Origin of the sequence: Sarcina sp. DSM 11001 (assembly GCF_900101015.1) — a bacterium.
GTDB lineage: Bacteria > Bacillota > Clostridia > Lachnospirales > Lachnospiraceae > CAG-791.
Map to the genome: position 1 here is coordinate 109,978 of NZ_FNFZ01000008.1, position 23,705 is coordinate 133,682.

The window sequence follows — 23,705 nt, forward strand, 5'->3', positions numbered from 1 at the left end:
TCGATAAGCGCCCGGGCGCTCAGCTTTCGAAGATTCCGTCGTCCTTCCTGCGGGCTTCCTCTTCTTCCTCCTCTTCTCTCTTCTTTTTCTCCTCCTCCCTTTTCTCCGGCGGTTCCAGGCTGGAGATGGTCAGGTTGGGGAAGGGAACTCTGATATTGTTCCTGTAGAAGATCTGAAGTACGCCCCTCTTCAGATAACGGTTGACCCCCAGGATGTCCTCTTCATTGCATTTGCATAAAATCAGCAGCGTGACCCCGCTGGCTCCCAGGGCATTGACACCCGCAAAGGTCGGTCCGTCCAGGATCAGATTGTTCTTCTTTTTCAGTTCAGGAAGCTCCCTGTTGAGCACTTCCTCCACATATTCGATATCCTGTCCGTACTCAATATCAATATAACAGAGAGAATAGGACGCATCCTTTGTCATGTTGAGGACTCCGGAGATCTCACTGTTGTTATAGATCTTGACATTCCCGTCCGATCCCAGAATCTTGGTCGTCCGCAGACCTATGTCCATGACCTTGCCGCGGTAATCGTGGATCGTGACGATGTCCCCCACACGGAATTCTCCCTCAAAGACGATAAAGATACCCGCGATGATGTCCTTGATCAGGCTCTGCGCCCCGAGACCAATGATCAGGGACAGGATCCCGGCGCTGGCCAGCAGACTGGTAGAATCCACTCCGAACAGATGCAGACAGTAAAAGATGACTCCGAGGACTCCGCCGTATTTCATTACGGAGATCATCAGGTGACCAATCGTCTCTCCCCTCGCTCCCAGAAGGGAAGTCAGGACCCTCAGAGGGAAGCGGATCACTTCGAGCAGAATCATGGTAGTGACCGCCACCAGCATAGCAGCGCTGAAGGCAAAGATGTTCAGCCCTCTCTCCCAGCGCCCGCTCAGGATATACATGACCACTCCGTCCTCCCTGAAGGCCGAATTCGCGAAACGGATCGACACCAGGATATACAGGATCAGGACAATGAATATTGCGCTTACCATGGTCAGAAGCTTCTGTTCAGGAGCCTTTTCCCTCCAGGGGATGCTGCGGTTGTCCCACCTGGCGGATGCACTGACGGTAGATACTGTACTTCCGGAAGGAAGAATGATATTGAAGATAGCAGCGTCCAGCCTGCTGCCGGACTTCTTGTCGGCGGAGGCAAAGAGCTTTTCCTCTTCTGCTGAGGTCAGGGTGACCGTGGCAGAAAGGAAGATGAGAAGAATCAGACTTGTTAACGCGGCGATCAGGGAATTTTTCATCCTCGACTGGAACATTTCCGACTCGGGAATCATCGCCCCCACATAATAGCCGTCCATATACCGGTAGAACTGGAAATAAGGAATTCCCGACACCCTGGTAAACCCGTAATACTCCTCTCCTTTGAGGGCTTCGGCGGGTACTTCCAGTTCCTCTGCCGTCATCCCGATCCAGGTTTCATTAGGGGCGTATCTGCATACCTGTTCTTCGCTCGCGTCAAACAGGATCATATGTCCCCCCTTGAGCGTGCTGGTCGAAAAAATATAACTCAATTCTGTCGGCTCCAGAAGACTGTCCGTCAGCTCTCCTTTCATGCCGATCTGCAGGAGAGAGCGGTGTTCGGTGATCCCCTGCTCTTCCTCTTCTGCTTCTGCTTCCGATTCCGCGGCAGCTTTTTTATTGCCTTTTTTCCCCTTTTCCAGAGACGACTCATAATCATACCGGGAAACATACACAGTCCTTCCCCGGCTGTCTTTTGTCGTATAATAATGGAAGACGACTCCGATGTACTGACTCTCTTCCCCCATATCGCTGGTCATAGGCTCCTGCACCAGAGTGTCCTTCTTGCCGTCGATCACATCGTAGAAGGGACTGGACTGGGCTTCCTCATCATGGCTGAGGTAAAAGAACCAGTTGGGAGTGCTCGTCGCGATCGTATTGCCGTGTTCATCAAAAATATAGATCGACTCGAGATCATTTCTCTCGCACAGGTCCAGCAGCTTTTCAGAAGACCCGACGGACTTCAGCCGGTTTCCTTCGTCATCGATCTGATAGACTTTTTCGTCCTCCACATAGTCGTAGTGAACGAAACTGGTCGGCTCATTCAGGACAGACGGATCCTCTTCGATCAGGTAGGCGATCAGCTTTGCCTTGGAGAGGAAACGGTTGTTGTAGTATTCCCGGATCACCTTCCGGTTCTCGCTGCTCTCATCGTATCGGCCTGCCACCTCCTCCAGGGCGACCCGGGATTCTTCGGCGGTCTGGGAAATCTCCAGCAGGGTCTGTGTATAATAGGAGATACCGAAGATAAGCATCACACCGACGATCATCAGCGGGTAGATCTTTTCGAAGATCGACCTGTCAAACATCAGGGTCAGATCTTTACTTTTATACAGAACTTTCTTTTCCGTTTTAAACGCCCTGCGGACAAAATCATTTCTGATGATAACCGCATAGAGCAGGCAGAGGATCATTACGATGACAAATCCAATGGTCGACCAGAACAGTACATACTTGTCATCCCTGAAAACATCCTGGGTCTTTGCCGCGGCGCAGATCACCGTGTCCGGTCCGAATTTTTTGGATACACAATAGTAGGACGTGCCCCTGATCGTTTCGATCCCGGAATATCCGTCTTCAAAGGCTGCCTCTGAGAGTCCTGTCTCCAGGGCACTCCGGCCTGTCATGATCTCTTCTCCGTTTTTATAATACAAAAAGACATTTTTGGCGGTATCCACCGCGAACATAAAACCGCCGTTGCCGACAGGAGACCGGTCAAGGACAAAAGGAATGTCTCTGAGACTACTGGTCTGACTGTCCAGCGTCGAAACGTCCGCCCCGAGGACCAGGGCAAAGTCCTGCCGCCTGTAGTAGCCGCGGGTGGAATAAAAATAAAAATTTCCAAAGGAATTGTCTTCTCTGACGGGAGTAACGGTGCCGTTCTCCCCCCTTGTCCCCGCGACCAGCTTCCCGACGTTTTCTTCCGTCAAAAGTCCCAGGTCCACCGGGTTTTTTCCGTTATACTCCTGAACCGGTGAAAACAGGATCCTCCCGTCCGTGCTCATTACAAAGAGATACTCCACTCCCGAACGGTCAATGATATCGGTGAAAACTTCCGCCTGGGCATCATGGTCAGAATTGACAAGGGAACTGAACAGCCCGCTGTTCATGAGCTCGAGCAGATCATCCGCCATGTCCTGATTTCCGTCATGAAAGACCCGCGTCAGCTCCTTCGCCCCCTCCTCATTCTTCTCAAGAATCGAAAAAGCCTCCGCGAGGGACTGCTCACTGTTATGCAGCTGCCTGGAGATCGCTGTGCTTTCCTGGACCCGCCTCAAAAACGTAGAGATCAGAATCACACCTATGACGAGCAGCAACGCATTAGCCAGCACCTTTCCGAAAAAATATGTATTCGCCCTTCTTCTTACATCTCTTCTTACTGCCATATCATAACCCCGGGTCCAGCTCCGGCCTTTCCCCTTTTACCTGTACATCTGCGGCATCAGGACAGACCGCCATGCAGACGGCAATCCTTAAAGTGCCTGAAAACGAGCACACTTCTGATTAGTATACACCTTTTTCCATAGAGAATGAAGAACTTCTTTTTATGTCCGATTAATTTGAGATAATTTAGGCTTGATTCACGTCCGGTCAATCAGACACCCCTAAAAATCAAAGTTGTCACTTGACAAAGGGTACACTTCAATTTAAGTAATTTCGGCAATATAAGGCAGTTCAGACAATTTCGACGATTTCGACAATCGAAAGCAGTTTAGGCAATTTCGACGATTTCGGCAGTTTAGACGATTTCAACAATTTCAACTATTTCAGGTCACGTTCAGGTTACGGCGTGGACCAGGGGACGGACATAAAAAGCGCCTGCCCAGGCGGTCCCGCGTGGGACCCTCTGTGCAGGCGCAGGTATTAACTGTTATTTACTGTATTATCTCAGGAACTTCCGGCTATTGGTCCGGAAAGCAGTTCCCTGTTTCCAGGAACTGTACTATCTCAGGAACTTCCGGCTATTGATCCGGAAAGCAGTTCCCTGTTTCCAGGAAAGAATCCTTTGATACAGGCCTCGGACTTCAGTCCTCAGACCTAAAGCCTTAGCCCTTAAGCCTTTAACCTCAAACCTCAAGCCTTAGCCCTCAGTTCTCAGCCTTCGATCATGATGGTCTTCTTCTCCGGGACCTTTGCTGCCTCCTTCTTGGGAACAGTCAGCTTCAGGACTCCGTCTTCGAATTTAGCCTTGATCTCGTCTTCCGTCACATTGCGGCCGACGAAGAAGCTCCTCTGCATGGAGCCGGCATAGCGTTCCTGACGGATAACTCTGCCCTTGTCGTTCTTCTCGTCCTTGTCCAGGCCTTTGGAAGCGGCTACCGTAAGGGTACCCTTCTCCAGGGTCAGGGTGATCTCATCCTTCTTAAATCCGGGGAGATCGATGTCGATCTCATACTGCTCGTCCTTCTCATGTACGTCTGTCTTCATCAGACGGGGTGCATGCTTACCGTAGAGCTTTCTGTCCACATCCTCGAGCCCCCTGAATGTCGGGAAGCTGAAATCCATAAAATCATCAAAAAGATTCTCACCAAAAAGACTAGGATATAACATGATCTTTACCTCCTTTTATTCTGAAATCTGCAGCCGGTCAACCGGGCGCTGGGCTCTTTTAACCGGTCCACAGTTCTTTTGCTCCATCTCTGAAGTTTTATCTGTTTCCTTTGTTCTATACGTGTTATAACACTTATTGTTAGCACTGTCAAGGGGTGAGTGCTAATTTTTTTAAATAATTTTGCCCCGCGGGATCTCATGCCGAAGCTGTACCGCAGCCCCTGTACATCACACAGCCTCGGACAGCCCCGGCAGTTTTCTGGTGTAATGGCGATAGATCAGCCAGGAAAGAAAAGCCACGATGGTATCGCTGACCAGCTGGGACCAGGCACAGCCGTACATGCCGAACAGTCCGTCAAGAATGAACAGCATGGGGATATTGATGACCAGCCAGCGCATGACGACCAGGATGGTGGCCTGCTTTCCCTTTCCCAGAGCCTGAAAGAAATAGACATAAATGAAACTCAGAAACATCATGACGGTCGCCAGGGCGCGCATCCTGAGGAAATCAGTGCCCAGCGCCACCGTCGGCGGGTCGCTGATGAAAATGCGGACGAGGAACGGGGCAAAAAGTTCATAGAGGGCAATGCTCCCCATGCAGAAGACGAGGCCGACGGTGCGGGTCGTATGCAGGACATCCCTCATGCGGGGAAGATTTCCCGCCGAATAATTATAAGCGGCCAGAGGGACCATGCCCAGGCAGAGACCGATGCCGACATTCAGGGGCAGACGCTCCGCTTTGAGGACGATGCCGATGGCAGCAAGGGCTATATCGCTGTGGGAAGCCATAAGGCGGTCCAGGACGATATAATCGAGATCAAAGAGAAAGGGTCCCATGGCAGCCGGAAGCCCTACTCCGAAAAAAGAGGCAAGAAGGCTCAGATCCGGCAGTCCCTCGCGCAGAGAAAAGTGGAGGATCGGATTGTGGAGTCTCTTGATCAGGAACAGAAAATTCATGCAGGTGATCGTGTTGCAGAGGGTGGTGGCAATGCCGGCCCCCAGGATCTCGTGGCCCGGAGGCAGCAGGACAAACATGAAGATCGGATCCAGAATAATGTTGAGGATGCCGCCCAGGGAAATAAAGAACCCCGCCTGCTTTGAACAGCCGACATTGCGCAGAAGATTTCCCATTGTCATGGCTGTGATCGTGGGAACGGCTCCCACCATGATCACGCAGGAGCAATACTGCCGGGCATACTCAAAGGTCTGAGCGCTGGCGCCCAGGAAGGTGAGGAGAGGCCGCATAAAAAGTGCCGTCATAATCGCAAAAAACAGAGCGGTAAAAACGGAAAACCATATGCTGAAGGAGGCGACCCTGCGCGCTTTTTCCGTCTGCCCGGCGCCCATGAGCCTGGCGATCAGCGTCCCTCCTCCGGCGCCGGCAATGCTGGAGAAGGCAATGCAGACATTAAAAATAGGCAGGATCAGCGCCGCCCCCGCCACCATATAGGGGTTGTTGGTGCGCCCTATATAGAAAGTATCTGCCATATTGTAGATCAGCACGATCAGCTGCGAGATCACTGTCGGTACGGCCATGGCAGCCAGCGCCTGAGGAACAGGCATTTTTTCAAAGAGATATTTGTTCTTTTCCTCCCCGTTTTCCGGCACAGCTCCCTCCTGGACAGCTGATATTGTCGACACTGTCTCCTGCCAGTCCCGGTTCACTTCTTTATCTGGTTTTATTCGATTTATACGATTATCCATTTTCAAAGTACCTCCCCCTGAGATAAAGTACATTTTAGATGCTGATCCCCGCCTCCGTCAATGCTGCCTGGACCTGCAGATATGAAATGCTGTTGTTCATTACTGTTGACCAGTATTGCTGTTTAATACTATTGACCAATACTGCTGTTCAAAACTGCTGTTTAAAACTGCTGTTCAATGCTGCTGTTCAATACTGCTGTTTAAAACTGCTGTTCAAGCCGGCACAAGCCCTGGGTCTTCGCAGAAGGCGCCCATCTTCGCAGTAGGCGTCTATACAAAGCATTGTCCACGTGATACATTGCTTCCTCTCTCGAGAGAGCGCCCGCAGCAGCTTCGAAGCAACCGGGAAAAAGAGGAAGTGGATGAAAACAGATCAGATTATTGAGCAGACTTATTCTCCATGTTATATTATCATTTGTCTGAAGGACTGTTTCCTCAGACATGGCATTTCCTTATGAAAATACAAACGAAAATACAACATAGGAACACTGAAAAGACAACAAAGAAACACTGCGTGGAGGTACAGCTTTGAAACAGAAGATCAAGTCCGCATTCGTCAGACGGCATATGAGCGAAGAGGACAATCGCAAATATAAGCACATGCTGCAGAAAAGAGCAGAAGGGGAGAAAAGACTCAGGACAAGTATGATCAGCCATCTTTCCACGCTCAATGACGGTGTCATTGCAATTTTTATCACAGTGATGATGCTGGAAATTCCTTTCCCGACCTCGGAAAGGACCTACTGGGATTTCGTCTGGTCAGTCCTGGTGTTTCTGGTAAGTTTTTTTATTGTCGCGGATTTCTGGTATGACAGCAAACAGATTTTCGAGGCAGTTAAAGAGGCTGACCATCTGGTGATCGTAGCGAATTTCCTGTTCCTTGCCTCCCTGGCCCTGATTCCGGTCGCGACCAAGTGGATCATGCATGAAGAAAACCGGTATTCCACCGTCCATTTCGGGGCCATCTACATGCTGACTTCCATTCTTCTGCAATTCCTGTATTACTCGGCTCTGAGAAAACGTTTCCGCGACAATATCGGACTCTTCTTTATCATGATCCTGTCCCGGATGGGCTTTCTACTCGGGATCAGCGCCGTCCTCATGCTGATCTCCTGGTTCCAGCCCCACTGGGCTGTCATCCTCTACATCATTCTGCCGGTCGTCAGCTTTTTCATGCCCTGGTAAAAGAACAGGTTTGTAAATGAACAAGCTAGTAGATGAACAGACTTGTAAAAGGATATCCTTGTAAAGATAAACGGACTATTCCTTTTTGCGCGCCCCCATAACAAAAATCAAATCTATTACCCGATGAAAAAAAGCATAAAAGAGAGGCGGTTTTCATGAAATACGATTTTACTTCCATTATGGACAGAAAAGGCCGTGATGCGATCGCGGTAGATATGATCGGCCAGCCGGGCGGCTTTGCGCCGGAGGCTCCCGCCCCGGGCTTCGACGTGATCCCCATGTGGGTCGCGGACATGAACTTTCCCACAGCTCCGGGAATCATTAAAGCGATCATGGACCGCACCACACACCCCGCTTTCGGATATTTTCAGCCCCGTGAGGAATACTATGACTCGATCATCCGCTGGCAGAGGGAGCGGCACGGCATAGGGACTGCCGGGGACGATTCCTCCTCCGCAGGTTCCGGTCAGGCTGACTCTCAGTCTTTCTCTCAGTCTTTCTCTCAGTCTTTTTCTCAGGCTGACTCTCAGTTTTGCTCTCAGTCTTACTCTCCGGAGTCTGGTGAGAAATCATGTGTAAAAGACGAGATTGAAGTTGTTCCGATGCCTCTCACCAAAGACTGCATCGGGTATGAGAACGGTGTCCTGGGGGGCGTTGTCAGCGCCTTGAACGTCTTTTGCTCCCGCGGGGACAGCGTCCTCGTTCACAGCCCGACCTATATCGGTTTTACAAATACACTGAAAAACAACGGCTATCACATCGTCCACAGCCCGCTGATCTATGAGCCCTGCACCGCTGAAGCTGAAAAGGAAGATCCTTCATGCTGTCAGACAGAAAACAGTCTGAAAAGCGGTGCAGAAAGCAGTCTGAAAAACGGCGCAATAAACAGTCTGAAAAATGGTGCAATAAACAATCCGAAAAATGGTGCAATAAACAGTCTGAAAAGCGGTGCAATAAACAATCTGAAAAACGGTGCGGAAAACAGTGCGGAAGAAAACGGTCATGAGAAAGCGAACGGTCAGTCCGCATCCAAAGAGCAGGTCGGAGAACGGTATCACTGGCGCATGGACTATGAGGACATGGAAAACAAGATCCGCCGCCACCACATTCATGCCGCCATCTTCTGCTCCCCCCACAATCCCTGCGGACGGGTCTGGAACCGGGAAGAGCTTGAAAAAGCTTTCGCTATTTTTGAAAAATACGATGTAAAGGTCATCAGCGATGAAATCTGGTCGGACATCATTCTCAACGGTCACAGACATATCCCTGTCCAGAGTGTCAGCCAGTACGCCAGAGAAAACACCGTCGCACTCTACGCCCCGTCCAAGACCTTCAACCTAGCCGGCCTCGTCGGAAGCTACCACATCATTTACAACCGGACCCTGCGGGAACGGATCCGCAAGGAGGCCTCCCTCTGCCATTACAATGAGATGAACGTACTCTCCATGTACGCCCTGCTTGGAGCCTACACGACAGAAGGAATGGAGTGGGTCGATGAACTCCGCACGGTCCTGACCGGCAACGTGCACTATGCGACAGAATATATCCGCACGCACTTTAAGGGAGTCACTTTGGCTGAGCCGGAGGGCACCTACATGCTCTTTGCGGACTGCACACAATGGTGCCGGGACCACGGCAAAACCCTTCAGGAGCTCGAGCATCTGTGCTGGCAGGCGGGCGTCGCCCTGCAGGACGGTAAGATGTTCCACGGCCCCTGCCACCTGCGCATCAACCTGGCACTGCCCCTCTCCCGCATCCAGGAGGCCATGGACCGGCTTGACCGGTACGTTTTCAACGCTCCGCAAAAATAGCAGCAAAAAAAGTCTGCCCTGACAGGGCAGACAGAGACAGGCTTCCCGAAAACCAGTAAGCCAATCAGAGAGAGGGGACGGTTCTGTGTCTCCCGCAGTTTCCTGTATTAAAAAGCCTTCACAAACGTGTGCCGACCGTTCCTGCATTCATAGACGCGGATCTCGCAGTTACCCGGCCTGGGCCGCCAGCGGATCCCGTTTTTGCGATCTTCGAGATAGCCGCGGAGCGAGCGGATGATGCCGCCGTGACAGGCGACCAGAACATTTTCGTACTCCTTCTCCTCCAGCTCCCTGAGAAAGGAACTGCTTCGCTCCACCATAGAGGCAACCGTCTCAACGGTAGCCGGAGCGGGAAAAACTTCCGGCAGCGTCCAGTAAAGAGTCATGAAGGGGCCCATCCTGTAAAACGGCCGCTGCTCATACCTGCCGAAATCCGTCTCAATCAGCCTTTTGTCAATAAGGACTTCCTCAGGGCTCACTCCGCCAATGATGGCACCGGTCATGATGGCCCGCTGCAGCGGGCTCGCATAGACGGCATCAAAATGCACGTCCCCGATCCTCTCCCGGGCCGCTTTTGCCTGGGCGATGCCGGTTTCATTGAGGGGCTCATCTGTCAGTCCCTGCATCAGCCGCTTTTTATTCAGATTTGTCTGCCCGTGTCTGGTCAGCCAGATTTTCATGATTATCTTGTCTCCATTCCGCGTCGGGGCGATTCATTTTCTTCTCTTTTTACAGTAAAAGATACAGTATAGGCCATACACTACATGATGCCATAATTGCGGGCAAGCAGCAAAAGTACTGTTCCTCCTGCATCTCCTTCTACAGTTTCTTCTACAGTTTCTTCTACAGTTTCTTCTACAGTTCCTTCTACAGTTCCTTCTACAGCTCCTCCTGCTCCATCTGCCACCTGGCAAGATCCGCAAGGATCGGCTGCAGAGCAAGGGCTTTTCCCGTGAGGGAGTATTCCACCCGGATCGGGATCTCCAGGTATTCATGCCTGATGATCAGCCCGTCCGTTTCCAGTTCTTTCAGAGATTTGGCCAGCATAGTGTTGGAAATGCCGGGAACTTTTTTCAGGATATCATTGTATCGATGGGACGGGGAATCCGTCTTGTCGGGACAGGTTTCTCCCGAGGCAAGCGCGCAGAGAACAGGGATCTTCCATTTTCCTCCGATGGACCGCATCGCCCTCTGGAGAGGGCAGATATCTGTGCATGGGCACTGGTATTGTTCAGACATGGGAAAGCCTCCTTACAGGCATGGGGATTTTCCTTACATACTCCTCTTTTTCTTCGTAATTGACAGAAAAAAAGAAGCTTCCTATAATTGAATTGTAGCAAATAAGCAATCAGGAGTAAATAAGAAAACTGTATCTATAGCAGGTTCTATACAGGCAGGAATATCTTGTTTTCCGCCTGTATGCCTACCTCAGAATGAGAAAGGAGAACTCATGAAAATTCTTGTTTTAAACGGCAGCCCCCACAAGGATGGAAACACAACCGCTCTGGTCAGCGCATTCCAGAAGGGCGCACAGGCAGCCGGCCATGAAGTGGTCGTATGTCCCGTCGGCACCATGAATATCAAGGGATGTCTTGGCTGTGAGTACTGCCATACAAAGGGCGAAGGCACCTGCATCCAGAAGGACGACATGCAGAAGGTATATCCGGAACTGAATTCCGCCGACATGGTGGTCTTTGCCTCCTCCGTCCACTATTTCGGATTCACCGGCCAGATGGAGTGCACACTGTCCCGCTTCTATGCCGGAATGAAGCCTGCCAAGGCGGCCAAATACGGGCTGATCCTCAGCTCCGGTTCTCCGAATGTCTACGCAGCCATCGAGACACAGTATAAGAGTGTCATCAGCCTTTGCGGCGGCGAAGATGCAGGTATCATCACATGTGCCGGCGCTGAGAACAAGACCGAAGCAGCCCTCGCTAAAGCAGAAGAATTCGGCAAGTCCCTGTAATTGTTCAAGACTCGCTTAGTTCTGACAAATCTCCGGGTATGAAGGATTCTGGATTTTAGCAGTTCACTGGGAATGATGAGATCCATCCTCCTCAGATTTTCGGGATTAAAGAATTCCGGTTTTCTTCAGATTACCGCGGTCAACAGAAGATATTGTTAATAGTTTTTATCGAAAGGAAAAAGCAGGCGTGCCATGCCTGCTTTTTCTTTTATTAGTTACTTTTTTGAAATCGCTGTATCTGGATTCACTGTAATTGAAATCACAGTCTTTTAAATTACAGCCTTCGCAATTACTGCCTTCACAATTACTGCCTTCACAATTACTGCCTTTGTAATCAAAACGAATCCACTTCCGAATAGACCGGCCTGCCGTCTTTGAATGTGGTTTTCATGAGTGATATCTTTTTCACCATCATCTGCCCCTTCGGCGCGGTGACCTGCTTCCAGCTGCCGGAAGCTTTGCGGATCAGAGTAATATGCGGTGTGAATTCCTTCCGGTCATACTCGATGCCGGCCGCGTCCAGAGCCTCACGCACGGATTTCGCCGCTGCCGACAGTCCCTGGTTGCCTTTCATGCCGACCCAGATCAGACTTCCAAAGGTTCCCAGTTCGGAAAGAGACAGTTTAAACGGCTTAAAGGACACTTTTTTCAATGCGTCTTTTACAGCCCCCGGGTCCTTTGTTTCTCCTATAAAGGCCAGAGTCAGATGCAGATTCTGCATCGGTACGTAGTTCCCCTTTACCCCCTTCTGCTTCAGGTCATGAAGCGTTCCAGTGATGTTTTTCTTTATTTCATCTGACAGTTGAATAGCTACAAATAAACGCATATCAATTCATACCTCCTCTGCCCTGAATTCATTGTTTTCACCTAAAGCTGTCAGGGATGTTCCCCAATCATTTTTTCCATCCAGATCATGTTATACCAGCGATTAAATTTATAGCCGCATTTGTGGAACTCTCCAACCTTCCGGTACCCCATATGCCTGTGGAACCGCTCACTGTTTTTTGTCAGATATTCATCTTCCCTCAGGGGGTCTCCTATGCAGGCGTAGAGATTCAAAATTCCACGATCCTTTAACTCCTTTTCCAGAGCTTCATACAGCATGCGCCCATATCCCCTGCCTTCTGCTCCATGTTCCAGGTAGATCGTCATCTCACAGGAATAGTCATACGCCTCCCGGTCTTTAAACACACCCGCGTATGCGTACCCCCTGACTACACTGTTCTCTTCCAGAACCAGATAGGGGTATTTCGCGAGCGTTTTCTCTATACGGGAGCGGAATTCAGCCAACGAGGGAACCGCGCACTCAAAGGAAACAGCAGTATTCGTCACATAATAAGCATAAATATCCAGCAGACGTCCCGCATCATTTACTTCTGCAGGACGGATCCTGACCGGTGCGTTGTTTGCTTTTGCACTACGAGTCCTGACTGGCCCGTCATTTATTTCTTCAGGACGGATCCTTTCCGTTTTCGCTGTAGAGGCGTTCATGAAACGCTCACCTCCTGAGACATAGTCGTAAAACTCGGGTTTTTCGCAAAAAGCGCGAAAAACGCCTCGAATTTCGTACCGGTCTGTACTGTAACACATAATCTAAAATCCGGGGTATTTTATGCACAGCCTTTGCTTTATTGTTCTTTCAGGAGTACAATAATAAATGTACAAATGCAATACAAAACACCGCAACGGACGAAATAACGAAAATAACTAGATACACCTGTTTGATTATAACGTATTTCTCAGGTATTTTTAACGCATTTTGGAAAGGAGACAGAATCATGGCAGTCCCGAAACTTGATGAACTTCTCGTTGGAAAGAAAATGGAGCCCCGCTATATGGAATATAACTGGCGGGACATCGCTCTCTATGCTCTGGCAGTCGGAGCAAAGAAAAAAGACCTGATGTACACCTATGAGAAATACCTCAAGGCAATCCCGACTTATGGAACCATCCCTTACTGGGGAACCGTAAATGTCAAGCCTTATCAGTGGATGCCGCTGCCCGCTTCCATGCTGGCGGATGAGATCATCAAGCCCACGATCGCGTTTCTGAACATGGACCATGAGATCATCTGGCATAAACCGATCGATCCCATTAAGGGCACCTTCCAGTGGCAGGATGAGATCACTGATGTCTACGACAGGGGCGAAGGCAAAGGCGCCGTCGTCAAGACCAAGGTCCTGGTCCGCGACGAGGCCGGTCAGGCTGTCTGCACCAACTACTCCACGACCTTCTTCCATGAGGCCGGCGGCTTCGGCGGCAAGCCCATGCCCAAGAGCGATATCGTCATCCCGGACCGCGAGCCGGACTACACCGAGGACGATTACATCAGTGAGACCCAGAACCTGCTGTACCGCCTGACCGGTGACACCAACCTGATCCATGTGGATCCGGACTACGCGAAAAACATGAAGTTCGACGAGCCCATCATCCAGGGCCTGTGCTCCTTTGGGTTCTCCTGCCGCATGCTGGTCGGATATCTGATCCCCGGCGAGCCCGAGAGAGCAGCCCGCATGGCCGCCCAGATGAGCAGTCCGCTCCTGCCCGGCACTCCCGTCCAGCTCCAGGTCTGGAAGATCGACGACCACAAGGCCTACTTCCGCTTCATGAACCAGACCACGGGCAAGCCCGTCCTCAACCGTGGCGTATTTGAGTGGAAATAAAATACGGGGCCGGGAATCTTTCGTCTCTACAGTTATGGATACAGTATAAATGGTTATCCTGATTTCATTTCCATAACGCCAGTCTCAACTGTAAATTCAATTTGTAATTTCAACTTATAAACTCAACTAATAAACTCAACTTGTTAACTCTACTTGTTAACACTACTTGTAACTCAACTTGTAAAAAAGCAGACTGCCCCGACTGAATGTACAGGGCAGTCTGCTTTTCTGTTTATAATCAAAACCAGGCTTATATCAATACAATATAATCAGTGTGCATTATGATCAGTGATCATTATTGTACCGTCGGGTATTTGGGGCTCATTCCATACTCGTTCTCACCGGGTTCGCTGTCTTTGCATTCCCAGATCAGAATGATGATCCAGCCGATCACGGGGATAAGGGCAAGGAAAAACCAGGTTCCTTTTTTACCTATGTCGTGCATACGGCGCCAGAATACCGAAATCTGGGGAATAAGAACCGCAAAATTAAAGATAGTCTGCAGAATGTTAGTTCCTCCGTCATCCGGAACCCCTAAGATGGCATTCCCGATCGCAGAGAGCAGTGCCTGGCAGATCACAATAAACAGCGCAAAATACCAGTACTCGCTTCTGCGGGCGCGTCCACTGAAGGTCGCGTATTTTTTAAAGCAGGTCGTTACTGCTTCAATAAAGGAAGGTTTCGGAACTATAGTAAAACTGCCGGCTGTTCCTGCTGCATAGACAGCTGCATTTTCAGGAGCTGTCCCGTAAGAAGCGGTTCCGGATCCATAAGTTGTCCCGGCAGAATCTGAAGAGGTTCCGGAAAAATCAGAACCAGACCCGGCAGAAGTCCCGAAAGTATCGGAACCGGAATCAGGAGCTGACCCGAAAGAACCTGCGGCACCTGTCTCACCTGTCACGTTGTTATCAAATAAATTTGAATCGTTTATGTTCTGGGACGGAGAGTCCTGGGGTACAAGGGGTTCTGCCTGAGCGGGCGCCTGCATATGCTGTACAGGAGCGCCGCAGTTGGTGCAGAATTTCGCGCCTTCATCAATTTCTTTTCCACAATTCGCACATATTGCCATAATCTGCCTCCTCTATCCTTCTCAAGACAGGCTGCTATATTCATCCTTTCTTTTCATACACATACATTCATACACATACATGTTCATCCATGTTCATCCATGTTCAAGCATATTCATTTATATTCATGTACATGTATACGCACAGCTTGCTCCGGGATAATACTACATCACCCTCTCCCGGCAGTAGTATTTCATTCCGGAATACTGTCTCCGAAAAGAAATCTCTTACTTCTCTGCTTCCTGAGCCTCCTGGTCCGCTGCGGCCGCATCAGCTCCGGCTTCTTCAGCAGCTTCCTCAACTGCCTCAGCACCCTCTGCCGCTGCTCCGTTCACGTTAATGCCCATCTTTTCGAGCTGCTCAGGGGTCACTGTGATCACGTTGTCCGTAGAAAACTCAGAGGCGGCATCGACAGTCGCTCCGGTTGCTGCCACGGCAGGCTCCTCCGGCGTTACAGGGCGCACACCGATCGTTCCCATGCCGACTCCCCAGTGAAAGGACGCCCAGACTGACAGTCCGACGATCACTGCCACAAATATACCAAAGATGATTGCCAAAAGTTTGTAATTGACCTTTATCTCACTCTTTTTCTTCCTGTTCTTGATTTTAACTGTGTTGGACATCTCTGCCTCTTCCTCCGCTGTTTTTCTGTTTTTTACTTACTTCTTTTACTTATACCTGCTCTTACTTATTCTTTCTTTAGCGCTGTAAACCGCCCTGAGCGTCACGCACGAAAGCCATTATAACATAAAACCCTTCATACAGAAAAGGTATTTTTTAATAACTACAGCCGCCATGCACTGCCCAAAGGCTGTATATGACGGCTGTAGATCACAATCGGGTTTATTCAATTTGTGGGATCTGACTAATCCTGTCCTTCCCTTTACACTAAATAAATCGCTGCCTGCCGGTCTCTGCTCCGCAATCTCCTGCCTGCAGGTTCCCGCTCCGCGTTCTCTGTGCGGGGATCGCTTCCTGCAGGTTCCTGCTCCGCGTTCTATGTCCGGCGATCGCTACCTGATGATTCCCAGATTGCTGAAGGGCCATACGCAGAAGACGAGTTCTCCTACGATCTGATCCTCCGCAACACAGCCGACTGAAGAGCTTCTCGAATCAATTGAGACGCTTCGATGGTCTCCCAGCACAAAAATACGGTTTTCCGGAACCTGGTAGGGCAGTTCTATGTTGCACTCTCCCAGTGCTTTTTCATAAACATAAGGTTCATCCAGGAGCTCACCGTTGACATACACATTGCCGTCCTCATCGATGTCCACCCAGTCGCCGGCATTGGCAATATATCTCTTGACCAGAATACGGTTGTTGTAATAGAAGGCGACAATGTCACCCTGTTTCAGATTTCTGACCTTGCGCGAGATCACGATGTCGCCGTCTGTAAGGGTGGGGGTCATGGAGGCGCCGTAAATCTGCAGTACCGGCATCCAGAGCGTCGCGACAAGGATAGCTGCCGCTGCGACTGTGACCAGCGTAAACACCGTGCTCCTGAGGACACGCCTGTAACGCGATTTATAGCGCTCACGCTGCAGTTCTCCCTCGAGATCCTTGAGCGGCGGACGTTTGACAGGCGTTTTTGCGGATGAACCGCTTTTCTTCCTTCTTCCCGCCCTGTCTCCGGCTTTCACAGTCTCTGCGCTCTTTTCCATATTCTGCTGTATGGTCCCGTCATTTTGAAGCTCAGCTCCTGCGGTCTCTCTGTTCTCAGTTCCGCTCATTCTTTTCCCTCATCATTTTCCGTTCACGATCGACTCCAGACGCGCGATCACTGCCTCAAAAGAAGCTACGCGGTCAAGGTCATCGTGGCATTTCTGCAGTTCTTCCGAAAGGCGCTCGTTCTCTGCCCGAAGGCGGTCCGCCTCTTTTGTCTCATCGATCAGAAGCTCAAGGAGCTCCGTTCTTGTCAGTTTCCTGATATCCTCTTCAGAGTTGCGTCCGCTGCTCGACTTGCCCTTTGAGGATTTTTTTGCGCTTCCAAAGAGTTTGCCAAAGGATGCCTGCTTATTACTGTTTTTTTCCGTGCTCATTCACGCGTCCTTTCTGATCCGTCCTCAAAATGCCGGACCCCGCCCTTTTATCCACTTATCAGAAGTATAAAACAAGGCGTGTCTAAAAAACCGTCAAAGCAAGGTGCTAATTCGCTTTCTTCAGCGGTACTCTTTAGTATACCATTACATTTTACCGGTGTACAGCCTGAAAAAACGCATCTACCTCCACAGGTCCCACAGACAACATTCCCTGGCAGAAACTGCATCGGCAGGAACTCCATCAGCAGAAGCTCCATCGGCAGGAACTCCATCGGCAGAAGCTCCATCAGCAGAAGCTCCATCAGCAGAAGCTCCATCAGCAGAAGCTCAATTTGGAAAGAGCTCCATTTGGAAATAACTCCATCTGCAGGACCGCTGTCATTTCCCGTTTTTTGTCGAAAAGTAAAAGGCTCTCTGATACGGCCTATGACCTGTCTGCCTCTTCGAGCTCAAATTTGGGCATCAGTCTCAGTTTATGGAGATTGAGCACGTGCAGCCTGTCGATGCGGGCTTTTTTATCCGGATCAGGGCAGTCTCCCGTGAGTACATAGTGGTCCAGCATGCTGTAGGTAAACCCGAGCTTGTCCTCATCGCTCATTCCGCTCAGACCGTCAGAAGGAGTCTTGCGGACCAGCTGCTCAGGCAGGCCCAGTGTATCACCGACCTGGAGCACTTCATGCACCAGCAGCTCGGAGAGCGGGCTGAAATCACCGGCGGCATCCCCGTATTTCGTGGAATAGCCGACATAATCCTCAGACGCGTTGCAGGTGTTGACCACACGGCCGCCATTGGGCAGGTTCTGAGCGACGGCATAGAGCGTCGCCATGCGGATCCTGGGCGGCAGATTGATCTTGGCCTCCCTCGCCATCTCTTCTCTTCCGCAGATCTGCTGGAGCTTCGCGTTTTCCTCCAGCGTCTTCTCCAGGGCGTCTGCAGCTGCACCGATATTGATCTCCACATATGGTATGCCGAGTGTGTCCACCAGCAGCTGGCTGTCGGAAATGTCCGGCTGTACGCCGCGCGGCATCAGGACACCGACGACCCTGTCCTTCCCGAGCGCCTCCGCGCAAAGCGCCGCCGCCACGCTCGAGTCCTTACCTCCTGAAATACCGATCACGGCACTGCAGGACGGCCCGTTTGCTGCGAAATAATCACGAATCCACTGCACAATTTTTTCTTTTGTCTTTTCAGGGTTTTTGAGCATATCTAACCTCCTGCGTTTTGGCTGGATCATTGATGTAATCAGTATAACACTATTTGCATTTTCTTTGGTAGTGTGAAACCTGCATTTTTATATCCCATTTTTGTATCCCATTTTTATATCGAGCATATTGACAGCCCCGCCCAACTGTACTAGTATTCTTAATACAGTTAATACAGCATGATGAAAACAGCGAGTCAAGCGGCCGCAAATGCCGAGCCCGCTCGAGCATTATCGGACATTTGACGAGCGTCCAAACATGAGCACAGAGCAACGCAAGGCCGCCAAGGCGGCCGCAGCGGGGTGAGGTGCGAATGTTTGGACCGATGTGGGAGCGCGGGACGCGCGAAGCAGCGCGTAGTTTTCATCATACATGTTTGCGGGCACTTGCCCATGGCACTGAAGTGTGGAAATATTCCCTGGAAGGAGGTCCGGTTTGAATTTCATCAATTATCAGGACAGCCGGCCGATCTATGAGCAGATCGTTGAACGCTACAAAATGCTGATTCTGAAGGAGGTCCTGTCTCCCGACGAACAGATGCCGTCTGTCCGCAAGCTCGCGATGGAGCTTTCGACCAACCCCAACACCGTTCAGCGGGCTTATATGGAACTGGAGCGGCAGGGTTTTCTGTATTCCGTGCGGGGCCGGGGAAGTTTCGTCAGCAGCAGCGCCGGTGTGCTTCAGGATAAAAAGCGCGAAGAGCTGAGGGACGAGCTCTGCGCTCTGCTGAAGGAGGCCCGGGAGGTCGGCATAGATCCGGAAGGGCTTCTGCGGGAGGCCGGCTGGCCTTTTCCGGAATGAAGTATTTTCAGGAAACTTATATGAAACAGGAGAATATGTGCAATGATTCAGATAAAAAATGTCAAAAAAAGATTCGGGGCGGTCACTGCGGTAAACGACGTATCCCTGGATATTGAAGACCGGCAGGTATTCGGGCTGGTCGGGACCAACGGCGCGGGCAAGAGCACGCTCCTGCGGCTGATAAGCGGGATCCTTCGTCAGGATGCCGGGAAGATCGAGGTATCCGGGCAGCCGGTCTACGACCATCCGGACGTGAAGGAACAGATTTTCTTTATCCCGGATGATCCCTATTTTTTCAGGAATGGAAACGCCCGCGACATGAGCAGATATTATCAGACTGTCTATCCCGCGTTTGACGCGGTGAGGTTCGACAGGCTGCTGGGGGATTTCAGTCTGGATCCAAAACGGAGGATCCAGCATTATTCCAGAGGCATGAAAAAACAGCTCGCTGTCCTGTGCGGGCTGTGCTCCAATGCGCAGTATCTGTTGTGCGACGAAACCTTCGACGGTCTGGATCCGGTGATGCGCCAGGCTGTCAAGAGTATTTTTGCCAATGATATGTCCGAGCGGGGCCTGACGCCGGTCATCGCCTCCCACAACCTGCGTGAGCTGGAGGACATCTGCGACCATGTCGGTCTGCTGCACAGCGGAGGGCTTCTTCTGTCCCGGGATCTTGCTTCCATGAAGCTTGGTCTGTCCAAGGTGCAGTGCGTCTTTTCTGACGAGGCAGACACTGAAAAAGTGCTCGGCGGCCTGGAAGTCCTCGATCACTCCACCCGCGGCAAGCTCCACATGATCACAGTACGCGCTCCCCGGGAAGAGATGGAAGCGCGTTTTGAAAGTATCGACACGGTCTTTTTTGAGATCCTTCCTCTCACCCTGGAAGAAATCTTCATAAGTGAAACGGAGGTAGTCGGTTATGACATCAAGAACTTCATCCTCAATTGACAATAGAAGCACTGCCGGCTTCATCAGACGGCAGCGGGAGCTGTTCCGGCGCAGGCTCTGGCCGGCAGCGCTGACCTTCGTATCCTATCTGCTCTATCATGTGGCCGGAACGGCGACCGTTCTTTCAAACATTCTTCAGGACCTGGAAGCTTCTGCGGGAGGCCGGGGCTTCACAGCCGCAGAGCGTCTCTCCGCGCTCGGGGAAGGAATCTCGGGAGTGATGGGTTATAATTCCATATTCAGCTGGATGCTGGTGCCATTCCTGGCCGCAGTCCTTGCGATCGAAGGATTTGCCTGGATGGACAACCGGCGGGAGGTGGATTTTTACGAGAGCCAGCCGGTTTCCCGGGCGAAACGCTTTTGGGACATCTGCGTCTCCAGCTTCCTGTATTTTCTGTTTTCTTATTTGATCACGCTGGAGATCGGTCTGGTCATCGCCGGAGCGATGGGAGGACTCACGCGCGGGATCGTTATCGAAGCCGCGGTGCAGACCCTGCGGGTCATCGCCCTGTTTGTATGTGTGTACGGCCTGGGCGTCCTTTCCGCCATGCTGACTGGAAACATCATCGTGGCCGGGCTGGCTTTCCTCGTCCTTATGTTTTATGAATTGGAGCTCAAAATGATCCTGGCCGGATACTGCAGCGAATTTCTGGCGACCTATGACGGCAATAAGCCCGGTATTCTGGTCGAGAATATCTTTACCCCTCTGTACCACTATTCCGTGGGCTCGACTGCGGAGTGCATTGGCCGTCTCCTGGCACTGGCTGCCCTGTATTTTCTGCTCGCATTCCTCTGCTACAGGCTGCGCCGAAACGAATGCGCCGGCACTGCTGTTGTCTTCGGCCCTGTCAGGTCAGTGGTCCGCGTCGCGACCGCGGTCATGGCCGGCCTCTTTATCGGTCTGCTCCTTGCCTCGATCCAGAACAGCACTCCCCTGGCTGTTCTGTGGATGGTCCTGTTTACCCTGCTGACAGCCTGCATCATGCAGATCATCTATGACTATGATTTCCGGGCCCTTTTCCGGCATCCACTGGAAATCGCCCTGTCCCTGGTCATTACCCTTGCTGTCTTCCTGGGCTTCCTCTTCGATATCGCAGGATACGACCGCTATCTTCCGGATCCCGATAAGGTTGAGGATGCAGCACTGATCTGCCGCAATAACGACAGTCCCCTGTACGATGAGAAAGGCCACTATCTGGATCCCGTGACCTTTGGAAATCGTTTCATGCACCTGAAAAATGTTGAGGATGTGATCACCATCGCAGAACTGGGGCAGGAATACACACGCAGGCGCTCTGAACACAATCCGTTTTACCGCGCTTCTTCAGGGGATGAAACCGCTTCTTCGGGAGATGGAAGCACAGATACCACAGGCACCTCATCTGTTCAGACCATCGATATGGGTTCCTATGAGATCCTCTCAGAGAATAAACCGAACCAGGACTTCTTGTTTACAGCCGTATACAGGATGAAAAACGGGAAAACCATCTCCCGCCAGTTCTCGGTCCCCTCCTCCGCCGATCCGGCCATGATGGATGCCGTCACAGGCACGCAGGCTTTCAGAGAAGGCACCTTCAGCATCTGCCATGATGATATCGCCAGGAGCAATGCCGAATTTCTGACCCTGGATTATACGAACGGAGAAGAGTCTCCCGGAACTCTCCGCTTAAACAAAGAAACCTATGAAGCTTTTCGGAAAGCTTATCTGCTCGACCTTGAGCAGTTCTCCTACTCTTTTGCCCGCAGCGAACGCCCTGTCGGACGGATCTGCATCAGGATCCAGACGTGCAGGACCGGTCCCGCTTCAGGAATGCCGACACCCGAAACCCGGATCGGGAGTCAGGCAGACAGGGCCGGTCTGCAGGATCCTGAACTGGAAAACTATGAAATGAACTGTGAAGTATATTCTTCCTTCAGCCATACCATTGCTTTCCTGAAAGACAATGCTGTCTGGGTGGATTCCCTCGATCATGACACTCTGCCCGACTACAGCGACCCGAACATCTCCAGAGAGGACCGGGACCGCCTCGACACCATGGACTGGTCCGTTTTTAACGGCCTCTTCAGCCCCGAGGAGTATTGATTTTCAACAGTCTCTTCAGTCCCGAGGAGTATTGATTTTAACAGCCTCTTCGGTCCCGAGGAGTATTGATTTTCAACAGCCTCTTCAGTCCCGAGGAGTATTGATCACCTCAAAACTCAAGTTTGCCTATTTTTCCCTTCGAAAGAAGGAACACACGGTCACCCTCCTGAAGGGTGAGATCAGGGCGGGGCTTCACGGAAGCTCCGCCCCGTTTTATCAGGATAACGAAGGATTGACGGGAAATGTCCAGATCGTTCAGGGTGCTTCCTGCCCATGGATGATTTTTGCGAAGGGTGATTTCCCTGATGTTTAATGGAACTTCGCTTCCTGCCGGTTCTGCCCCGATGGTCACGATATCCCCCGGTGTGAGAACGACATCACCTGACGGGACAATGATCTCTGTCCCCCTTTGAATGGCGGAGATGATGCATCCCTGCGGGAGCCCGAGACTCTCGATGGAACGGCCGATCCAGCGGTCCTGCCTTGACAGAGAGAACCGGATAAAGCGCAGATCCTGTTCAATCCCATAATCCCCGATTCGTTTAAACTGAGAATACTGTTCAACAAAACCGGCAGAAATAATACCGGTCGGAATCGCTACCATACCAACTCCAAGGAAGGTGATGGCAATGCTGAACACTTTTCCCAGGGTGGTCACCGGATATATATCACCATAACCTACAGTGAACAGTGTAGCCGCGGACCACCAGATTCCGGAAAAAGCATTCCTGAAAACATCCGGCTGCGCCTCATGCTCCAGGCTGTACATACACAGGCTGGAAGCCAGCATCAGGGTAAGGATAATGAAAACCGAGGACAAGAGCTGCTGTTTCTTGCTGACAATGACTTCTGTGATCACATTGAGAGAATCATAGTAGGCATTGATCCTGAAAAGTCGGAAGATCCTGACTACGCGGAACATTCTGAAAACAGCCAGCCCTGCCGGAAAAAAGACAGGCAGATAATACGGCAGGAAGGAAAGAAGATCTATGATCCCTGCTGCTGAAAAAACATACCTGATCAGGGAATCCCTCTCATTTGAATCAGGGTACAAATAGTTTGCAGTGATGAGTCTGAGAACGTAATCAATTCCGAAAAAAAGAACGGTTGCTGACTCCAGTAAAAGAAGAAGACCTCCATAACACTTACTGATATGTTCAAAAGTCAGCAGAATACTCGCCGCAAGATTCAGAAGCAGCGCACCGGTACTGATGATATCGTAAGCCTGATTCACCGGTTCGTCGATCACGCCGACAGAAACCATCCTGAACAGCTTTTCCCTTGTAGTATTTTTAGTCATGCCGGAATATATCCCTCCCGAGATCTTTCAAGACTCGCTCGCGAGTCTTGCGCGCAGAATGCGGGTTGACATGTCTTGTTTTTCAAAGACATGTCAACAAAATCATGTCAGAACTATTATACACAAATAAGCATGCAATATACAAAAAACCGTATGAGCAAACTGCTCATACGGCTATGTTCAGAGGTGCCAACCAGATTTGAAGACTCCAGAATTTTCGAAATTACAGTAAGAATAGGAGGTTTTGCGGCACTGGACATTTGTCACGCAAATACTCACGCAAATTTACTGAATTTTCAGAAAACTACCTACAATTTGATTACTTCCGGTCAAATTGATCGGGAGGCCCA

General features: G+C 50.8%; 22 protein-coding genes. 7 read left to right on the forward strand and 15 right to left on the reverse strand.

All coding sequences use genetic code 11. The annotated features are described in order from the left end of the window. Nucleotides 1-19 precede the first annotated feature (19 nt). The 3 genes from BLT02_RS05730 to BLT02_RS05740 form a co-directional block, all read right to left on the reverse strand. Nucleotides 20-3,421: a mechanosensitive ion channel family protein gene (locus BLT02_RS05730; RefSeq protein ID WP_092992467.1), complete on the reverse strand. Its 3,402-nt coding sequence runs from the start codon at nucleotides 3,419-3,421 to the stop codon at nucleotides 20-22. Nucleotides 3,422-4,130: 709 nt separating this feature from the next. Next, entirely contained in the window at nucleotides 4,131-4,586 is a 456-nt protein-coding gene (locus BLT02_RS05735; RefSeq protein ID WP_092992469.1) for an Hsp20/alpha crystallin family protein, read from the reverse strand. Between the two features lie 228 nt (nucleotides 4,587-4,814). Further along, nucleotides 4,815-6,290 (reverse strand): MATE family efflux transporter, encoded by a 1,476-nt coding sequence (locus tag BLT02_RS05740; protein WP_242869708.1) that lies wholly within the window; start codon nucleotides 6,288-6,290, stop codon nucleotides 4,815-4,817. 528 nt (nucleotides 6,291-6,818) lie between these two features. On the opposite strand from BLT02_RS05740, the gene BLT02_RS05750 reads away from it, so the two are divergent. Beyond that, nucleotides 6,819-7,475 (forward strand): TMEM175 family protein, encoded by a 657-nt coding sequence (locus BLT02_RS05750; protein WP_092992473.1) that lies wholly within the window; start codon nucleotides 6,819-6,821, stop codon nucleotides 7,473-7,475. Nucleotides 7,476-7,630: 155 nt separating this feature from the next. Further along, nucleotides 7,631-9,286 carry a MalY/PatB family protein gene (locus tag BLT02_RS17740; RefSeq protein ID WP_242869709.1) on the forward strand — a complete coding sequence of 552 codons (1,656 nt, stop codon included), beginning with the start codon at nucleotides 7,631-7,633 and terminating at the stop codon, nucleotides 9,284-9,286. 107 nt (nucleotides 9,287-9,393) lie between these two features. On the opposite strand, the gene BLT02_RS05765 is transcribed toward BLT02_RS17740, so the two are convergent. From BLT02_RS05765 to BLT02_RS05770, 3 genes are all read right to left on the reverse strand, one after another. Beyond that, nucleotides 9,394-9,966 (reverse strand): histidine phosphatase family protein, encoded by a 573-nt coding sequence (locus BLT02_RS05765; RefSeq protein WP_092992475.1) that lies wholly within the window; start codon nucleotides 9,964-9,966, stop codon nucleotides 9,394-9,396. Between the two features lie 80 nt (nucleotides 9,967-10,046). Next, on the reverse strand, nucleotides 10,047-10,193 hold the full coding sequence (locus BLT02_RS17105; protein ID WP_175453711.1) for a hypothetical protein: 147 nt from the start codon (nucleotides 10,191-10,193) through the stop codon (nucleotides 10,047-10,049). Then, nucleotides 10,166-10,525, reverse strand: coding sequence for a winged helix-turn-helix transcriptional regulator (locus tag BLT02_RS05770; protein WP_092992477.1), 360 nt, complete (start codon nucleotides 10,523-10,525; stop codon nucleotides 10,166-10,168). Before BLT02_RS05770 ends, BLT02_RS17105 begins: the two co-directional genes overlap by 28 nt. Before the next feature lie 211 nt (nucleotides 10,526-10,736). Here BLT02_RS05770 and BLT02_RS05775 point away from each other — a divergent pair, with 211 nt between their 5' ends. After that, a complete protein-coding gene (locus BLT02_RS05775; protein WP_092992479.1) occupies nucleotides 10,737-11,252 on the forward strand; it encodes a flavodoxin family protein in 516 nt (171 codons plus the stop codon). A 334-nt stretch (nucleotides 11,253-11,586) separates the two neighbouring features. On the opposite strand, the gene thpR is transcribed toward BLT02_RS05775, so the two are convergent. Both thpR and BLT02_RS05790 read right to left on the reverse strand, forming a co-directional pair. Beyond that, entirely contained in the window at nucleotides 11,587-12,078 is a 492-nt protein-coding gene (thpR, locus tag BLT02_RS05785) for an RNA 2',3'-cyclic phosphodiesterase (RefSeq protein ID WP_092992481.1), read from the reverse strand. Nucleotides 12,079-12,128: 50 nt separating this feature from the next. After that, nucleotides 12,129-12,743 (reverse strand): GNAT family N-acetyltransferase, encoded by a 615-nt coding sequence (locus BLT02_RS05790; protein ID WP_092992483.1) that lies wholly within the window; start codon nucleotides 12,741-12,743, stop codon nucleotides 12,129-12,131. Nucleotides 12,744-13,030: 287 nt separating this feature from the next. On the opposite strand from BLT02_RS05790, the gene BLT02_RS05795 reads away from it, so the two are divergent. Beyond that, a complete protein-coding gene (locus tag BLT02_RS05795) occupies nucleotides 13,031-13,915 on the forward strand; it encodes a MaoC/PaaZ C-terminal domain-containing protein (protein WP_092992485.1) in 885 nt (294 codons plus the stop codon). Between the two features lie 295 nt (nucleotides 13,916-14,210). On the opposite strand, the gene BLT02_RS05800 is transcribed toward BLT02_RS05795, so the two are convergent. The 6 genes from BLT02_RS05800 to nadE form a co-directional block, all read right to left on the reverse strand. Further along, the gene (locus BLT02_RS05800) at nucleotides 14,211-14,984 is read right to left on the reverse strand and encodes a DUF805 domain-containing protein (protein WP_092992487.1); all 774 of its coding nucleotides are present in this window, start codon (nucleotides 14,982-14,984) and stop codon (nucleotides 14,211-14,213) included. A 225-nt stretch (nucleotides 14,985-15,209) separates the two neighbouring features. After that, a complete protein-coding gene (locus BLT02_RS05805) occupies nucleotides 15,210-15,605 on the reverse strand; it encodes a hypothetical protein (RefSeq protein WP_092992489.1) in 396 nt (131 codons plus the stop codon). 390 nt (nucleotides 15,606-15,995) lie between these two features. Then, nucleotides 15,996-16,712, reverse strand: a complete 717-nt coding sequence (gene lepB / locus BLT02_RS05810) for a signal peptidase I (RefSeq protein WP_242869710.1) — start codon at nucleotides 16,710-16,712, stop codon at nucleotides 15,996-15,998. 12 nt (nucleotides 16,713-16,724) lie between these two features. Further along, on the reverse strand, nucleotides 16,725-17,021 hold the full coding sequence (locus BLT02_RS05815) for a hypothetical protein (RefSeq protein ID WP_092992491.1): 297 nt from the start codon (nucleotides 17,019-17,021) through the stop codon (nucleotides 16,725-16,727). A 47-nt stretch (nucleotides 17,022-17,068) separates the two neighbouring features. Beyond that, the gene (locus BLT02_RS05820; protein ID WP_139187439.1) at nucleotides 17,069-17,323 is read right to left on the reverse strand and encodes a hypothetical protein; all 255 of its coding nucleotides are present in this window, start codon (nucleotides 17,321-17,323) and stop codon (nucleotides 17,069-17,071) included. 122 nt (nucleotides 17,324-17,445) lie between these two features. Next, nucleotides 17,446-18,225 (reverse strand): NAD(+) synthase, encoded by a 780-nt coding sequence (nadE, locus tag BLT02_RS05825; RefSeq protein WP_092992495.1) that lies wholly within the window; start codon nucleotides 18,223-18,225, stop codon nucleotides 17,446-17,448. Nucleotides 18,226-18,658: 433 nt separating this feature from the next. Here nadE and BLT02_RS05830 point away from each other — a divergent pair, with 433 nt between their 5' ends. From BLT02_RS05830 to BLT02_RS05840, 3 genes are read left to right on the forward strand one after another with little or no spacing between them, the layout of a single operon-like run. Further along, entirely contained in the window at nucleotides 18,659-19,024 is a 366-nt protein-coding gene (locus tag BLT02_RS05830; protein ID WP_092992497.1) for a GntR family transcriptional regulator, read from the forward strand. Nucleotides 19,025-19,066: 42 nt separating this feature from the next. Next, on the forward strand, nucleotides 19,067-19,972 hold the full coding sequence (locus BLT02_RS05835; protein WP_092992499.1) for an ABC transporter ATP-binding protein: 906 nt from the start codon (nucleotides 19,067-19,069) through the stop codon (nucleotides 19,970-19,972). After that, nucleotides 19,944-22,055, forward strand: a complete 2,112-nt coding sequence (locus BLT02_RS05840) for a DUF6449 domain-containing protein (RefSeq protein WP_092992501.1) — start codon at nucleotides 19,944-19,946, stop codon at nucleotides 22,053-22,055. The genes BLT02_RS05835 and BLT02_RS05840 overlap by 29 nt, the downstream gene beginning before the upstream one ends. Before the next feature lie 109 nt (nucleotides 22,056-22,164). Here the strand turns inward: BLT02_RS05840 and BLT02_RS05845 are convergent, their stop codons facing one another. Further along, complete coding sequence (locus BLT02_RS05845) at nucleotides 22,165-23,355, reverse strand: ion transporter (protein WP_092992503.1); 1,191 nt, start codon at nucleotides 23,353-23,355, stop codon at nucleotides 22,165-22,167. Nucleotides 23,356-23,705: the final 350 nt, after the last annotated feature.

Bases quoted from the DNA above. Each gene is read 5' to 3' on its own strand.
- BLT02_RS05775 (WP_092992479.1), top strand. From the start codon at position 10,737: ATGAAAATTCTTGTTTTAAACGGCAGCCCCCACAAGGATGGAAACACA.
- BLT02_RS05765 (WP_092992475.1), bottom strand. From the start codon at position 9,966: ATGAAAATCTGGCTGACCAGACACGGGCAGACAAATCTGAATAAAAAG.
- BLT02_RS17740 (WP_242869709.1), top strand. From the start codon at position 7,631: ATGAAATACGATTTTACTTCCATTATGGACAGAAAAGGCCGTGATGCG.
- nadE (WP_092992495.1), bottom strand. From the start codon at position 18,225: ATGCTCAAAAACCCTGAAAAGACAAAAGAAAAAATTGTGCAGTGGATT.
- BLT02_RS05730 (WP_092992467.1), bottom strand. From the start codon at position 3,421: ATGGCAGTAAGAAGAGATGTAAGAAGAAGGGCGAATACATATTTTTTC.
- thpR (WP_092992481.1), bottom strand. From the start codon at position 12,078: ATGCGTTTATTTGTAGCTATTCAACTGTCAGATGAAATAAAGAAAAAC.
- BLT02_RS05815 (WP_092992491.1), bottom strand. From the start codon at position 17,021: ATGAGCACGGAAAAAAACAGTAATAAGCAGGCATCCTTTGGCAAACTC.
- BLT02_RS05845 (WP_092992503.1), bottom strand. From the start codon at position 23,355: ATGACTAAAAATACTACAAGGGAAAAGCTGTTCAGGATGGTTTCTGTC.
- BLT02_RS05820 (WP_139187439.1), bottom strand. From the start codon at position 17,323: ATGGAGCTTCTGCTGATGGAGCTTCTGCCGATGGAGTTCCTGCCGATG.
- lepB (WP_242869710.1), bottom strand. From the start codon at position 16,712: ATGAGCGGAACTGAGAACAGAGAGACCGCAGGAGCTGAGCTTCAAAAT.
- BLT02_RS05840 (WP_092992501.1), top strand. From the start codon at position 19,944: ATGACATCAAGAACTTCATCCTCAATTGACAATAGAAGCACTGCCGGC.
- BLT02_RS05770 (WP_092992477.1), bottom strand. From the start codon at position 10,525: ATGTCTGAACAATACCAGTGCCCATGCACAGATATCTGCCCTCTCCAG.
- BLT02_RS05835 (WP_092992499.1), top strand. From the start codon at position 19,067: ATGATTCAGATAAAAAATGTCAAAAAAAGATTCGGGGCGGTCACTGCG.
- BLT02_RS05800 (WP_092992487.1), bottom strand. From the start codon at position 14,984: ATGGCAATATGTGCGAATTGTGGAAAAGAAATTGATGAAGGCGCGAAA.
- BLT02_RS05740 (WP_242869708.1), bottom strand. From the start codon at position 6,290: ATGGATAATCGTATAAATCGAATAAAACCAGATAAAGAAGTGAACCGG.
- BLT02_RS05805 (WP_092992489.1), bottom strand. From the start codon at position 15,605: ATGTCCAACACAGTTAAAATCAAGAACAGGAAGAAAAAGAGTGAGATA.
- BLT02_RS05735 (WP_092992469.1), bottom strand. From the start codon at position 4,586: ATGTTATATCCTAGTCTTTTTGGTGAGAATCTTTTTGATGATTTTATG.
- BLT02_RS05790 (WP_092992483.1), bottom strand. From the start codon at position 12,743: ATGAACGCCTCTACAGCGAAAACGGAAAGGATCCGTCCTGAAGAAATA.
- BLT02_RS05795 (WP_092992485.1), top strand. From the start codon at position 13,031: ATGGCAGTCCCGAAACTTGATGAACTTCTCGTTGGAAAGAAAATGGAG.